The sequence below is a fragment of the Mesorhizobium sp. KR9-304 genome, from assembly GCF_040049215.1.
In the GTDB taxonomy this organism is placed as follows: Bacteria; Pseudomonadota; Alphaproteobacteria; order Rhizobiales; family Rhizobiaceae; genus Mesorhizobium_K.
Genome location: NZ_JBDZDN010000001.1, coordinates 269,720 through 283,440 on the forward strand (window position 1 = coordinate 269,720; position 13,721 = coordinate 283,440).

Consider the following 13,721-nt stretch of genomic DNA (forward strand, 5'->3'; position numbering starts at 1 on the left):
CCCCTACTCCCTGTACCCCGCTTCCTTCAGCAGCGGCAGCACGCGGTCGCAGAAGTAGGGCAGTTCCTGCGTGTAGTTGACGAAGGACAGCGCGATGCCTTCGTAGCTCTGGTTCGCGATGGCGATCATCTCGTCCGCGATCTTCTCCGGCGTGCCGACCAGCGGATAGGTCCCCGCCCCGCCGGCGAAACGCTGGCGGTAGCGGTCATAGGCATGCGCGTCGTGCGACTGCGAAAACTCCTTCTTGCCCGCCATATGCACATCGACCGCGGCGTGATCCGCCATCGTCACCGCGTAGCGCGTGTAATAGGCCTCCGCCTCCTCTACCGTCTCGCGGCAGACGACATGCGCGACGGTGTAGCAGCCGACCGTGCGACCAGCCTTGTCGGCGCGTTCGCTAATGTCGGCGACGTGTTTTCCGGCGTCGGCGATCTCGGAGAAGGTCGTGAAAAGATAGTCGCAATGGGCGGAAGCGAAGTCGCGCCCCGGTCCGCCGAAGGCGGCGTTCATCGTCACCGGGCGCGGTGACTGCAGGCTCGCCGGCCGGCTGACCGCTTCCTTGAGGTGATAGTAGGTTCCATCGTAATCGATCGGTTCGTCGGAGGCGTAGAGCTTTTCGACGATCTCGATCCATTCGGCAGCCTGGTCATAGCCCTTCTCGACCAGCGGCGTGCCGAACATGCCGAACTCCTTGGGATTCCAGCCGCAGACGATGTTCAAGCCCGCGCGCCCGTGGCTGATGTGGTCGACGGTCGCCAAAGCCTTGGCCGCATAGAGCGGATGCACCAGCGGCACATGCACGGTCATGAACAGGCCGATGCGCTCGGTCGCCGCCGCCAGACCCGCCGCCCATGTGAAGGTCTCGAAGGAATGTTCGCGCACGCGGTTCTTGCCGCCAAAGCCGCGCCAGCGCGCGATCGGCAAGAAGAAGTCCAGCCCGGCACGGTCGGCGATCTGCGCGGCGGTCAGGTTGTCGTCCCAGCTTGCCAGCCAGCGTTCCGGCACATCGGTGATCGCAAGCCCGCCATCGGCGTTTGCCGAAAAGACGCCGAGCTTCAGTTTGTTTCGACCCTTCAGAGGGTGCTGCTTGTTCATGCTGGTCCTCCCGACCAGCCGCACGCTACGGTGGCAGGAGAATATTTCAAGCCTGAAATAGCGCGGCGCTTCGCATGGCGGATATTTGCCGCTATGCCTTGGCACTTCTGTGGGAGGAAGCATGAAAGATTTTTGCGCTAACGCCGTCGCCGGCGTCCGCCTGATCGGAACCTTCGCCGAGATTCCGCATCCGGTCGCCATCGAGGTGATGGCGCAGGCGAAGCCCGATTTTATCTGCATCGACTGGGAGCACGGGCAGATCGCGCGCGACACGATCGAAAACCTGGTCAGGGCCTGTGACGTGCATGGTGTGCCGACGATGGTGCGCGTGCCCGGCCATGCGCCGGAAGCGATCGCGGCGGCGCTCGACAGCGGCGCGCGCGGCATCCTCGTGCCGCGCGTCTCGACTGCCACGCAAGCCGCGGCGGCGGTGAAGGCCTCGCGCTACCCACCGCTGGGCGAGCGCGGCGTCGGCCCCGGCCGCGCCGCCGGCTACGGCTACCGCATCTTCGATTACCTCGCCGAGGCCAACCAATCGATCGTCGTCGCCGTGCAGGTCGAGACCGCCGAGGGTCTGGCCAATGTCGACGCCATCGCCGCGACCGCGGGCGTCGACGTGGTCCTCGTCGGTCCGGGTGATCTCTCCGTCTCGCTCGACGCCTACCGTCCGGAGAGCGCACAAAAACTCGCAAAGGCGATCGGGAAGATCATCGCGACAACACTGAAGCACGGCAAGACATCAGGCATCTTCTGCGGCAGGCCGGATGACGTCGCCGCATGGGCCGCAAAAGGCGTGAGCTTCTTCATCCTTGCCAGCGACACGATGTTTCTCGGCGCGGCCACTGCTTCCGGCCTTGCCGATGCCCGCAAGGCGCTGAAACCCGCCAAAGGCAAGCGAAGCGCTCACATATAATTATTTAAGCTTAAAACTTTTGCCTTGAAAAGCACTGTGCTTCGGATAGCATCGCCTCTACAACTCGCGTGAGACATCGGCCCCGGACATGGCTTGGGGCGGTCGCACGCGGTGTAACCTGAAGCGATTCCAGCAAAAGTGTTCGGCGGTCTTGCGTCTGGAATTGCGTGTAGTTCGTGTGCGCAAAGGGTCCGGTCTTGTCGTTCCTGCCACCGCAATCGTCATCTTCGGCGAAAGCCAGATACGCTTTCGACGGCATCCGCGCCCAAATCCGCGACCTGCACACCGAGACCATCGCCAACCTCGCTTTGCGCGCCCGCGAGATCGGCGACGTCATCGCACTCTGGTACGGCGAAGGCGATCTGGTGACGCCGGCCTTCATCCGCGACGCCGCCAAGGCGGCTTTCGACGAGGGGCTGACCTTCTACATCCCCAACATGCGCGGCTATCCGCCGCTTAACGAGGCGCTGTCGGACTACCAGACGCGGCTGCACGGCCAGCCGATCCCGGTCGCGCGCACCACGGTGACGCCTGGAGGCATGCAGGCGGTCTACATGGCGCTTGAGCTCATCGTCGATGTCGGCACCAACGTCGTCTATGTCGCGCCGCAATGGCCGAACATCCACAACGCTATCCATCTGATCGGCGGCGAGCCGCGCCCCTTCGCGCTCGATTTCGACGGCGACTGGAAACTCGATCTCGACCGGCTGTTCGCCACCTGCGACGCGCGCACGCGCGCCATCTTCCTCTCCACGCCGTCGAACCCGACCGGCTGGACGGCGACGCGCGCCGAAATGGAGGCACTACTCGACTTCAGCCGCCGCACCGGCATCTGGATCATCTCCGATGAGGTCTACAACCGCCTCTATTTTGACGGCGGCGTTGCGCCTTCCATTCTTCAGGTCGCCGAGGACGGCGACCGCGTGCTCTCGGTCAACAGCTTCTCGAAAGCATGGGCGATGACCGGCTGGCGCGTCGGCTGGCTGACGCATCCCTCTGGTATCGCCGACCAGCTCGGCGCGATGACGCAATACATCAACAGCGGCACGGCAGGGCCCATCCAGGCTGGTGCGGCCGCCGCCCTCACGCAGGGCGAGCCGTTGGTCGAGGAAATCCGGCAGCGCATCAGGACCGGCCTCGACCTCGCCTATGACAGGCTCGCGCAGATACCGGATATCGTGCTGCCCAAAAAACCACGCGGCGGCATGTACACCTTCTTCGCCATGCAGGGCGAAAGCGATTCCCGCCTGCTCTGCGCCGACATTCTCGAAAAGGCGCATGTTGGGCTGGCGCCCGGCTACCTGTTCGGCAGTTCGGCAAACGCCTTTGTCAGGATGTGCGTCTACCGCGACGCCGGCCAGATCGAAATCGCGCTCGAGCGCATGCTCGCCATGAAGAATTGACGCCACGCGAAGCAAGCGAGGCGGCAAGAAAACCGGCGGGGAGGACTCGTCCGGATCAACACCAGAGGGAACGAACATGAACCTTACCCGTCGCAATCTTCTCGTCTTCGCCGCCGCCGTCGGCTTCGCCGCCGGCCCGGTTTGCGCTTTCGCCCAAGAGGTGCTCAACGTCGGCTCCTATCCGAACAACCCGCCCTTCGAATTCAAGGCCGAGAGCGGCAACTTCGAGGGCTTCGAGGTCGATATCGTCACCGAGGCGGCCAAGCGCGCCGGCATGACCGTCAACATCGAAGGCTACGACTTCCAGCCGCTCTTCGCGGCGACCAGTTCGAAGCGCATCGACGTCGCCATCTCCTCGATCACCATCACCGCGGAGCGCCTCGGCTCGCAGTCCTTCACCCAGCCCTATTATGATTCCGACATGGGCATCGCAGCCAAGACCAACGGCGCGGTGAAGACGCTCGCCGACCTGAAGGGCAAGGTCGTCGGCGTGCTCTCCGGCTCGACCGGCGAGAAATGGTCGAAGGAAAACCAGGCCGCCCAGGGCTTCTCCGACGTCAAGGGCTACAATACCCAGCAGGAAGTGCTGCTCGACCTCGCCGCCGGCCGCGTCGACGGCGTGGTCAGCGACGTCCCCGGCATGGAGTACGCCTTCACCAAGATGAAGGGCCTTGCCGTCGTCGACCGAATCAAGACCGGCGAACAGTACGGGCTGATGATGACCAAGGACCATCCGATGCTCGGTAAGATCAACGACGCGCTGACCGAGATGAAGAAGGACGGCACCATGCAGTCGATCCACAAGAAGTGGTTCGGCACCGACGCGCCGGCCGATTCCTCGACGGCCAAGGAAGCGCCGCTGCCCAAGGCCTGATAAAACGCTACCGCGCGGTTGATCGTGCCGGCGCAACGCCGGCACGATTTTTTCAGGGGGACGCAGGATGACGTTGCTCGATACATTCTTCAACGGCCAGGTCATGCTCTCGGCCTTTCCGGCCCTGATGCGCGGCTTCTTCAACACGCTGCTGCTGGGCGCGCTCGCCATCGGCATCGGCATCCCGGTCGGGCTGGCGATCAGCCTGGTGCGGCTCTACGGGCCAAAGCCGTTCCGCTGGCTGGTCATCGGCTATATCGACATCTTCCGCGCCATGCCCGTGCTGGTCGTCCTGATCCTGATCTATTATGCCTTGCCGTTTGTCGGCATCCGCTTCTCGTCGTGGGTGTCGGCGACGCTGGCCTTCACCTTCATCATGTCGGCCTATTCGGCGGAGGTTTTCCGCTCCGGCATAGAGAGCATCCCCAACGGCCAGTTCGAAGCGGCTCACGCGCTCGGCCTGACCTTCCTGCAGACGCTCTACAAGGTCATCCTTCCGCAGGCGGTGCGTGTCGTCATTCCGCCTGCAACCAGCAACTGCGTGTCAATGTTCAAGGACACGTCGCTGGCTTCCACGGTCGCCCTGCCCGAGCTCCTCAAGGAGGCCAACGACGCGCAGGCGCTCTACGCTAACCCATCACCCCTGATCGGCGCCGCGCTCGTCTATCTCGCCTTCCTTTGGCCGATGGTGCGCCTCGTCGGCTACCTGGAGAAGCGCAGCAAGGCCGCCGTGCGCTAGCGCAATCAGACAAAAGACCAGAGGATTTCACGTGAACCAGCACCGATCCGCCGCCGACTCCTTCCCGGTCGAGAAAATCCGCGCCATGTTCCCTGCCCTGCAGAAGGCCGGCGATTTCATCTTCCTCGACAACGCCGCCGGTGCGCAGATCCCGCAGAGCGTGCTCGACGCGGTGACCGACCATCTCGTCTCGCACAACGTGCAGCGCGGCGGCCGCTACGGGCGGAGCGTCAAGGTCGACCAGTCGGTCGCCGAAGCGCGCGAGAGCGTGGCGCTGCTCATCAACGCCCAGAACCCGGCCGAGATCTGTTTCGGCATGAACGCCACCTCGTTCATCCGGCTGGTCAGCCTCGGCATCGGCCAGATGATCGCCCGTGACGGCCGCCGCGACGAAATCATCGTCACCGACATGGATCACGACGCCAACATCGCGACATGGCTGGCGCTCGAAGCGCAGGGCGCGAAGTTTGTCTGGTGGCGCATGCGCGAGGACGGCAATTTGCATGTCGACGATCTGAAGCCGCTGGTCGGCGACCGCACGCGGCTCGTCGCCTGCACGGTGACGGCGCATTCGATCGGCTCGATCGTCGATGTTGCTTCGGTTGCGAAGATCGCGCACGCCGCGGGCGCCGAAGTGTTCCTCGACTGCGTGCATTACGGGCCGCACGGGCTGATCGACGTGCAGGCCTGGGACTGCGACTATCTCGTCTGCTCGGGCTACAAGAATTTCTCGCCGCACATGGGTTTCCTGTGGGGCCGCTTCGACCTCCTGAAGCGGCTGCCGACCTTCCGCGAGGACTTCATTCCCGACGAACCGCCCTACAAGGTCGAGGCCGGCACATTCGTCTACGAGAATGTCGCCGGCATGGACGCGGCCGTGCATTATCTGGAATCGATCGGCCGCAACTTCGCGCCCTCGAACAACCGCACGCGGCGCGAGAACATCGCCGCCGGCATGGGCGCCATTCGCGCCTATGAACTGGTGCTGGCGCGGGCGATGATGAAGGTGCTCAAGGAATGCGGCGCGACCATCTACGGCGTTGCCGACGAAGCGCGTCTCGACGAGCGCGTGCCGACCTTCTGCTTCAACATCGGAACACTGTCGCCGCAGCGGATAGTCGAGGAGATGGCCAGCCGCGAGATCGGCATCCGCGACGGACACATGTACGCGCCCAGGTTGATGAAGCGGCTGAACCTGTCGATGGACTCCGGCGCCATCCGCGCCTCGCTGGTGCACTACAACACGCTCGACGAGGTCCGCCGTTTCGGCGAGGCGCTGAAGGCTGTGATCGCCAAGCTGGGGTGAGCGGCGCCCGGCCACCCCTTCCCCTCGAGGGCGAGAGAGAGCGCTTCTACTCCCCGTAGCCGATGATGCCCTTAATCTCGAGGAAATCGTGGATCGCCCAGTCGGCATATTCGCGGCCGTTGCCTGACTGCTTGTAGCCGCCGAAGGGCGCGAAGGTGTCCCACTCGGGATAGTTGATCGAGACCTGGCCGGCGCGCAGCCGCAACGCGACCGCGCGGGCATGCTCGATATTCTTCGACTGGACATAGGCGGCCAGCCCGTAGACCGTGTCGTTGGCGATCTTCACCGCGTCATCCTCGTCCTCGTAGGAGACGACCGAAAGCACCGGCCCGAAGATTTCCTCCTTCTCGATCGTCATGCCGGGCTTCACATGGCCGAACACGGTCGGACGCACATAATAGCCGCGATTGAGGTGCTCCGGCCGGCCGGGACCGCCGGTCACCAGCGTCGCGCCCTCCGCGATGCCCTTCTCGATCAGGCCCTGGATCTTGTTGAACTGGATCTCGCTGACCACCGGCCCAAGCTTGGTGTCCTCGGAACGCGGGTCGCCGACCTTGTGGGATTCGGCCGATTTCTTGGCGATCTCGAGCGCCTCGTCGTGGCGCGCGGCGGGCACCAGCATGCGCGTCGGCGCGTCGCAGGACTGGCCGCTGTTGCCGAAGCATCCCTCGACGCCCTTGCGCACCGCGCGTTCGAAATCGGCGTCGGGCAGGATGATGTTGGCCGACTTGCCGCCGAGCTCCTGCGCGACGCGCTTCACCGTATCCGCCGCCGTCTTGGCGACGATGATGCCGGCGCGGGTGGAGCCGGTGAACGAGACCATGTCGACGTCGGGATGACCGGCCATGACCTGGCCGACATCCGAGCCGGTGCCGTTGACCATATTGTAGACGCCCTTTGGCACGCCGGCGGCGTCCATCACCTCGGAGAAGACGATGCCGGAGATCGGCGCGACCTCGGAGGGCTTCAACACCATGGTGCAGCCAGCTGCGATCGCCGGAGCCACCTTGCAGACGATCTGGTTGAGCGGCCAGTTCCACGGCGTGATCAGCGCGCAGACGCCGATCGGTTCCTTGACCACCATGGTGGTGCCGCGGCGTTCGCTGAACTCGTAGTCCTCAAGCGCCTTGATCGTCGATTCCATATGCGCCCTGCCCGCCCAGGCCTGCGCGTCGCGCGCCCAGCTAATGGGCGAACCGTTTTCGTAGCTGACGGCCTGCGCGATGTCCTCGTAGCGCTCGTTGTAGACTTCGAGGATGCGGCGAAGCAGCGCCAACCGCTCTTCCTTGGTGGTCAGCGAGAACGTCGGGAACGCCGCCTTGGCCGCCGCCACGGCGCGATCGACATCGGCCTTCGCACCGACCGAAATCTGGGTATAGGCCTCCTCGGTCGAGGGATCGATGACGTCGAGCAGTTTCGGTGCGGCCGGGTCGACCCATTTGCCGTCGATGTAGAATTTCTGGTGGTTGCTCATGGACTGCATGCCTTTTCGATCGTTTCCGGCGACGACTTAGCACTAGGCCGCGCCTATAGCGCAACAAGCGCGTCCGTGCCATGTCGCCGCCACGACAATCGGCCTTGCAAGAAGGCGTCAGGCCGGACGATAGACACGCTCGGCCGTGTTCCAGAAAATGTCGGCTTCGGCCTTCGGTCCATGCCTGGCGACCGCCGCGCGGTGGGCGGCGATCAGCGCGGCATGGCTGGTCCAGAGCTTCTCGATCGGGAAGTTGGACCCGAACATCAGCCGGTCGCTGCCAAGTATCTCGATCGCGTTGTCGATCACGGTGCCTATGACCTCAGGATCGTTGCGATGGGCGAAGGTGCCGAGCCCGGAAAGCTTTGCGTAGAGGTTCGGCGCCTTGGCGAGCGTCCGTAGCCCGGCCTTCCACTCCTCGACGACAGGCTCGGCGAGATCGGTCAGCATGCCAGTATGGGTGAGTATGAAGTCGGTCTCGGGATTCTCGCCGACGAGCTCGAGCCCGTCCTTCATCTGCGCAGGGAAAAGCTGGAGATCGAAGGAGAGGCCGTAATCCTTCAGCCGCGCGACGTTCTTTTTCACCACCGGATCGATCACCTGGTCGGCCGACTTGGCGAAGCGGAAGGCCGGCGTCTCGTGCCAATGAAGCTGCATGCGAACGCCGCGAAGCAGCGGATATTTCTTCAGCCTGTCGATTTGCGGGCGCACGTCGTCCACGGTCATGTCTGCATAGCCTACAATCGCATGCGGCCAGCCGCTTCGCTTCGCGGTCTCGGTGAGGAACGCGACTTCCTTTTCGAAGTCCTCCTTTGCCCAATTGGTCTGCACATAGACCGCCTTCTCGACGCCGGAGCCCTTCTGGTCTGCAAGAAACTCCTCGATCGGATAGTCGCGGCGGATCGCCTCGTAGGACCCGAAGATGCGCGGCACCATCGGCCCGACCAGCCAGGGCTGGTCCTTTTGCCGCCAGATGTGGAAATGCGAATCGATGGCTTTCTGCATCAGAGGCTTCTCCTCCAAACGGTTGCAGCCGAGGGCGCCGGCCGGGCGAGCGTCAGTATGAAGTCGGCGAGACCGGGCAGCGACGAGCCGTCGACCAGATCGTCGAGGCAGGGCAGGATCGTCTTCAGCGCTGCGGTCCGCGGCGAAAAGCGGGGATCGCCGGCAAGAGGCGTACAAAGCGAGAGGCGGAAGGCGCGCGCGCCAAGCCGGCGCAGCGCCGTCTCCATCTCGGTGTGGTCGCCGCGCTCCAGCCCGTCCGACAAGAGCACAATCGCCGCGCCTCGCGCGAAGGCGGCAAAGCGCGGCACGGAGAGGAAAGCAAGCAGCGTCGGGCCGATGCGCGTGCCGCCGTCCCAATCATCGACCAGAGCCGCCGTACGCTCCAGTGCGGCATCGAGGTCGCGGATCTTGAGTGCGCGCGTGACCCGCGTCAGCCGCGTGCCGAGCGTGAAAACCTCGCAGCGGTCGGCCGCCTGCACTGCCGTGTGCGCGAGCTTGAGATAGTCGCCGGTATGCACCTTCATGGAGCCGGATATGTCGATCAGGATCAGCAGCCTACGCGAAACCGTCGGGCGACGGCGGAGCGGCGGCGTGGGCACGTCGCCGTCGGCGCGCACTATAGAGCGCAGCGCGCGGCGGAGGTCGAGCTTGCCGCGCGAATTGGTTCGCACGGAACGGAAGGACCGGCGCTGCGGCAGGGCCGAGGGCAGCGCCCGGCGGAAGCCGGCAAGCGCCTCGCGGTCGGTCTGAAAGGAGCGGTGGCCGAGGCGCTCAATGGCGGATGCGGACTCGCCGCTTTCCTCCTGCCGGAACTCGGGCTCCTCGCCTTCCTGCTCGACGCCACCGTCGTCCTTGACCTCGGTGTCCTCGTCGCCCTCGGCATCCACCGTGACGGTCGCCTCGCCGTAGAAAAAGCCGCGAAAGAGCGCGTCGAACTCGGCGATACGGTCATGCGGGGGGCTAAGCGTCGCAAGGGCGGCTTGGCGAATATCCTCCATTGAGCGGGGGCCGAGCAGCATCACACCCTGCATGAAGGCAATGGCCTGCTCGCCGGCGACCGGGAAGCCGAAACGCCTGATATGCCTTGCAAATCCGGCGAAGGGACGCACCGCGCGCGGCAGTTCGCTCGCCGGTGTCACGCCAGCGCCTTTTCGAGGATGCGGTCGAGTTCGGGATTGAGGAAGCTCATGTCCTCCTCGTCCTTGATCAGCACCCCGAGCGCGCGGCGGAAGGCTTCCGGCCAAGGGCTGCCGCCCTTTTCCAGAATGGTCGCGGCGTTTGCCCATTCGACCGCCTCGGCGATGCCGGGGGGCTTCGCCAGCGGTTTTGCACGGATTTCGCCGACCGCTTTCGCCACCGCGCGGGCGGTGACTTCGGCGACGTCGCCGGCGCGCAGCATGATGATCGCGGCTTCGCGCTGTGCATCCGGATAGGCGATCCAGTGGTAGACGCAGCGGCGGCGCAGCGCCTCGGCAAGCTCGCGCGTGCGGTTGGAGGTCAGCACGACAAGCGGCTGGCTTGGCGACACGATCGTTCCGCGCTCGGGAATCGTGATCTGGAAATCGGAAAGGAACTCAAGCAGCAGCGCCTCGAACTCGTGATCCGAGCGGTCGATTTCGTCGACAAGCAGCATTCTGCGCCCGGGATCCTGCAGAACCTGCAGCAAAGGGCGCGCGATCAGGAAACGATCGTCGTAAATGTCGACCTCACGCTCGCCGGCCCGGCGGATGGCGAGGAGCTGGCGCTGGTAGTTCCATTCGTAGAGCGCGTGCGCGGCGTCGATGCCCTCGTAGCACTGCAATCGGACGAGCTCGCGCGAGAGGAGTTTTGCGATAGCCTTCGCCGCCTCCGTCTTGCCGACGCCCGGCGCGCCCTCGAGCAGCAGCGGCTTGCCCAGACGGATGGCGAGGAAGATCGCGGTCGCGAGGCCATCGTCGGCCAGATAGTTCATGGCGGCGAGGCCGGAGGCGAGCGCTTCGGGGGATTCCGTCGGCGAGGCCCTGTTCGTCATCGCAGCTTCAATGCGCGCCGGCGGCGCGCTGTTCCTTCAGCGCCCTGAGAATCCGTTCCGGCGTGATGGGCATCGTGTCGATGCGCACGCCGACCGCGTCGAAGACGGCATTGGCCAACGCGGGGATCTGCGGGTTGGCGCACATCTCGCCGGGACCCTTGGCGCCGTAGGGGCCGTCCTCGGCAGGACGCTCCAGCACCACGATCTCGGTCGGCGCGATGTCGCCCGGTCCCGGCATCAGATATTCGTTGAAGTCGGTGCCGGCGTGGTCGCGGCTCGGATAGTAGGGCTCGGTCGTCTCGTAGAGCGCATGCGAAATGCCCATCCAGGAACCGCCGACGAGTTGCTGCTCGACCATCCTGGGGTTCAGCGCGCGGCCGATCTCGAAGACGTTCTTGACGGAGACGACGGTGACCTCGCCGGTCTCGTCGTCGACGTCGACTTCGGCGACCGTGCATGCATGCGCGTAGCAGGTCGACGGTTTCATCGCGCCGGTCTCGACTTCAGGGTAGGAGCGCGGGACGAGGAACATACCGCGACCCGAGATCGAGCGGCCAAGCTTGAAATGCGCCATCAGCGCGGTGTCGAAGATCGAGATCGACTTCTGCGGCGCGCCCTTGACGTGGATGTTGCCCTCGCCATCGGTGTCGAGGTCGCCGGCATCGACTTCCAGCGCCTCGGCGGCAACCTCCAGCATGACCTGGCGCGCTTCCTTCGCCGCCTGGATGACGGCGTTGCCGATGCGGTGCGTCCCGCGCGAGGCGAAGGTGCCCATGCAGTGCGGGCCGGTGTCGGTGTCTGCCGTGTCGATGATGACCTGCTCGGTCTTGACGCCGATCGTCTCGGCGCAGATCTGCGCCATCACCTGCTTCAGCCCCTGGCCGAGGTCGACCGAGGACAGCGTGACCATGAAATTACCGGTCGGCGTCGAATGCACCAGCGCCTGGCTGGGGTCGCCGCCGAGGTTCATGCCGGTCGGGTAGTTGATCGCCGCAACGCCGCGGCCGCGCCGGATCGCCATCGCTCAACCCTCCTTGTAGGACGACATATTCAGGTACTTCTCCGCCACAGGCCAGTTGGCGACGCGAGAGGCTTCCTGCATGCATTCGATGAGTGCGGCGCCCGTGGTCGGCTGGCGATGCGCCTTCATGTCGCCGTCGCGGTAGGCATTGATGAAACGGAACTCCAGCGGGTCCATGCCGATCAGCCGGGCGAGCTTGTCCATCTGCACTTCGAGTGCAAAGTCGGCGATGGTGACGCCGAAGCCGCGCATGGCTGAGGACGGAGTGCGGTTGGTGTAGACGCACCATGTATCGACCCACACGTTCGGCACAGTGTAGGGGCCGGGATAGTGGGCCGCGCCCTTCTGCGCGCCGTAGGGCGAGTGGCGCGAATAGGCGCCGGCGTCGGTGTAGCCGGTGACCTGGCGGGCGATCAACCGGCCGTCGTTCATGACGCCGTCCTTGAGCACGATCTTCTCGGCCGCGCGGGGTGAAGAGATCTGCATTTCCTCATAGCGCGAGTAGATAAAGCTGACCGGACGGCCCGTCAGCTTGGCAGCGAGGATGGCGATCGGCTCGACTGTAACGTCGACCTTGCCGCCGAAGCCGCCGCCGACGGTGCCGCCCACCATGTGCAGCTTGTGGCCGGCCATCTGCAGGATGATCGAGGTGTTGTCGAGAGTGAAGAACATCGCCTGCGTGTTGGTGTGGCAGGTGAAGCGGTCGTTGCCCTCGGGTGTGACGATGCAGCCGGTCGTCTCCAGCGGCGCCTGCTCGATCGGCGAGGACCAATAGGTCTGTTCGAGGATGTGGTCGGCCTCGGCAAAACCCTTTTCGACATCGCCGAAGCGCACCTTCCGCGACGGGCCGCTGTCGTACATGTAGTGGTTCTGACCGTGATGCTCGTTGACGATGGGCGCGCCGGGCGCCAGCGCGGCCTCGATGTCGAGCACGGCGGGCAGAATCTCGTAGTCGATCTTGACCTTGGCGGCCGCCTCGCTGGCGGCACGCTCGCTGTCGGCGAGCACCGCGACCACGGCCTCGCCCTTCCAGCGCACCTTGTCTTCGGCCAGCACATGCTCGTCCTCCGGCCCGACCTGAATCAGGATGAGGATGGTGTAGAGGTTGTGCGGTATGTCCTTGTGCGTGAGCACGCGGTAGACGCCGGGGTGCTTCTCCGCCTCGGACGTGTCGACGCTCCTGATGCGGGCGTGGTGGTGGGGGCTGCGCACCATCTTGAGATAGAGCATGTTCGGAAAAGTGCGGTCGGCGAAATAGGTCGTCTTGCCGGTCACATGGCCGGAAACATCCGAGCGCTGAAGACCCTGGCCGAGTTGCTTCAGATCGTCCTTGCGCTCATCGGCGAAATAGCTCTTGGCGAGTTCCATCTGCGTTTCCTCAGGCCGCGTTCTGCGAATTGGAGCGCGCGGCGGTCAACACGGCGCGGATGATCGGCTCGTAGCCGGTGCAGCGGCAGATGTTTCCCGACAGCGCCTCGACGACCTCTTCGCGCGACGGGTTAGGCGTGCGGTCGAGCAGCGCCTTGGCGGCCATGATCATGCCTGATGTGCAGAAGCCGCACTGCGCGGCAAACTCGTCCATGAAAGCGCGCTGCAGCGGGTGCAGCACGCCATCCCTGGAGAGCCCGCCATTGGTGAGGATGTCGGCGCCCTCGCATGTCTCGGCGAGCGTGAGGCAGGAAAGCTTCAGCTCGCCATCGATCATGACCGAGCATGCGCCGCAGGTGCCCTGGTGGCAGCCACCCTTGGGCGAGGTGTCGCCGAGCTTGTCGCGCAGCACCTTGATCAGGGTCGCGCCGCTATCGACGAACTCGGCCTTCTCCTCGCCGTTGAGATTGAACTGGACAGGAACCTTCGCCATGTTTCCTCCCTGGCGTTGT

At 64.7% G+C, this 13,721-nt stretch carries 13 protein-coding genes; 5 read left to right on the top strand and 8 right to left on the bottom strand.

Translation table 11 applies throughout. The annotated features are described in order from the left end of the window. Window positions 1-3: 3 nt before the first annotated feature. Entirely contained in the window at window positions 4-1,095 is a 1,092-nt protein-coding gene (locus ABLE71_RS01340; protein ID WP_348781577.1) for an LLM class flavin-dependent oxidoreductase, read from the bottom strand. 121 nt (window positions 1,096-1,216) lie between these two features. On the opposite strand from ABLE71_RS01340, the gene ABLE71_RS01345 reads away from it, so the two are divergent. The 5 genes from ABLE71_RS01345 to ABLE71_RS01365 all read left to right on the top strand — a co-directional run bounded on the left by ABLE71_RS01345 (window position 1,217) and on the right by ABLE71_RS01365 (window position 6,330). Then, complete coding sequence (locus ABLE71_RS01345; RefSeq protein WP_348781578.1) at window positions 1,217-2,008, top strand: aldolase/citrate lyase family protein; 792 nt, start codon at window positions 1,217-1,219, stop codon at window positions 2,006-2,008. A gap of 197 nt (window positions 2,009-2,205) precedes the next feature. Beyond that, window positions 2,206-3,411, top strand: a complete 1,206-nt coding sequence (locus ABLE71_RS01350) for a pyridoxal phosphate-dependent aminotransferase (RefSeq protein WP_348781579.1) — start codon at window positions 2,206-2,208, stop codon at window positions 3,409-3,411. Window positions 3,412-3,487: 76 nt separating this feature from the next. Beyond that, entirely contained in the window at window positions 3,488-4,285 is a 798-nt protein-coding gene (locus ABLE71_RS01355) for an ABC transporter substrate-binding protein (protein ID WP_348781580.1), read from the top strand. Between the two features lie 67 nt (window positions 4,286-4,352). Further along, window positions 4,353-5,024 carry an amino acid ABC transporter permease gene (locus ABLE71_RS01360; protein WP_348781581.1) on the top strand — a complete coding sequence of 224 codons (672 nt, stop codon included), beginning with the start codon at window positions 4,353-4,355 and terminating at the stop codon, window positions 5,022-5,024. Window positions 5,025-5,055: 31 nt separating this feature from the next. Then, window positions 5,056-6,330, top strand: a complete 1,275-nt coding sequence (locus ABLE71_RS01365) for a cysteine desulfurase-like protein (protein ID WP_348781582.1) — start codon at window positions 5,056-5,058, stop codon at window positions 6,328-6,330. A 46-nt stretch (window positions 6,331-6,376) separates the two neighbouring features. Here the strand turns inward: ABLE71_RS01365 and ABLE71_RS01370 are convergent, their stop codons facing one another. The 7 genes from ABLE71_RS01370 to ABLE71_RS01400 all read right to left on the bottom strand — a co-directional run bounded on the left by ABLE71_RS01370 (window position 6,377) and on the right by ABLE71_RS01400 (window position 13,702). Further along, window positions 6,377-7,804, bottom strand: a complete 1,428-nt coding sequence (locus tag ABLE71_RS01370) for an aldehyde dehydrogenase family protein (protein WP_348781583.1) — start codon at window positions 7,802-7,804, stop codon at window positions 6,377-6,379. Between the two features lie 117 nt (window positions 7,805-7,921). Next, the gene (locus ABLE71_RS01375; protein WP_348781584.1) at window positions 7,922-8,809 is read right to left on the bottom strand and encodes an amidohydrolase; all 888 of its coding nucleotides are present in this window, start codon (window positions 8,807-8,809) and stop codon (window positions 7,922-7,924) included. Further along, window positions 8,809-9,948, bottom strand: coding sequence for a VWA domain-containing protein (locus ABLE71_RS01380; protein WP_348781585.1), 1,140 nt, complete (start codon window positions 9,946-9,948; stop codon window positions 8,809-8,811). Before ABLE71_RS01380 ends, ABLE71_RS01375 begins: the two co-directional genes overlap by 1 nt. Then, window positions 9,945-10,820, bottom strand: a complete 876-nt coding sequence (locus ABLE71_RS01385; protein WP_348781586.1) for a MoxR family ATPase — start codon at window positions 10,818-10,820, stop codon at window positions 9,945-9,947. Before ABLE71_RS01385 ends, ABLE71_RS01380 begins: the two co-directional genes overlap by 4 nt. A gap of 7 nt (window positions 10,821-10,827) precedes the next feature. Next, a complete protein-coding gene (locus tag ABLE71_RS01390) occupies window positions 10,828-11,841 on the bottom strand; it encodes a molybdopterin cofactor-binding domain-containing protein (protein ID WP_348781587.1) in 1,014 nt (337 codons plus the stop codon). A gap of 3 nt (window positions 11,842-11,844) precedes the next feature. Continuing rightward, the gene (locus ABLE71_RS01395) at window positions 11,845-13,209 is read right to left on the bottom strand and encodes a xanthine dehydrogenase family protein molybdopterin-binding subunit (RefSeq protein WP_348781588.1); all 1,365 of its coding nucleotides are present in this window, start codon (window positions 13,207-13,209) and stop codon (window positions 11,845-11,847) included. A 10-nt stretch (window positions 13,210-13,219) separates the two neighbouring features. Next, the gene (locus ABLE71_RS01400; RefSeq protein ID WP_348781589.1) at window positions 13,220-13,702 is read right to left on the bottom strand and encodes a (2Fe-2S)-binding protein; all 483 of its coding nucleotides are present in this window, start codon (window positions 13,700-13,702) and stop codon (window positions 13,220-13,222) included. Between the last annotated feature and the right edge of the window lie 19 nt (window positions 13,703-13,721).

Coding starts and splice junctions, on each gene's coding strand:
- ABLE71_RS01340 (WP_348781577.1), bottom strand. CDS start 1,095: ATGAACAAGCAGCACCCTCTGAAGGGTCGAAACAAACTGAAGCTCGGC.
- ABLE71_RS01345 (WP_348781578.1), top strand. CDS start 1,217: ATGAAAGATTTTTGCGCTAACGCCGTCGCCGGCGTCCGCCTGATCGGA.
- ABLE71_RS01355 (WP_348781580.1), top strand. CDS start 3,488: ATGAACCTTACCCGTCGCAATCTTCTCGTCTTCGCCGCCGCCGTCGGC.
- ABLE71_RS01360 (WP_348781581.1), top strand. CDS start 4,353: ATGACGTTGCTCGATACATTCTTCAACGGCCAGGTCATGCTCTCGGCC.
- ABLE71_RS01370 (WP_348781583.1), bottom strand. CDS start 7,804: ATGAGCAACCACCAGAAATTCTACATCGACGGCAAATGGGTCGACCCG.
- ABLE71_RS01375 (WP_348781584.1), bottom strand. CDS start 8,809: ATGCAGAAAGCCATCGATTCGCATTTCCACATCTGGCGGCAAAAGGAC.
- ABLE71_RS01385 (WP_348781586.1), bottom strand. CDS start 10,820: ATGACGAACAGGGCCTCGCCGACGGAATCCCCCGAAGCGCTCGCCTCC.
- ABLE71_RS01390 (WP_348781587.1), bottom strand. CDS start 11,841: ATGGCGATCCGGCGCGGCCGCGGCGTTGCGGCGATCAACTACCCGACC.
- ABLE71_RS01395 (WP_348781588.1), bottom strand. CDS start 13,209: ATGGAACTCGCCAAGAGCTATTTCGCCGATGAGCGCAAGGACGATCTG.
- ABLE71_RS01400 (WP_348781589.1), bottom strand. CDS start 13,702: ATGGCGAAGGTTCCTGTCCAGTTCAATCTCAACGGCGAGGAGAAGGCC.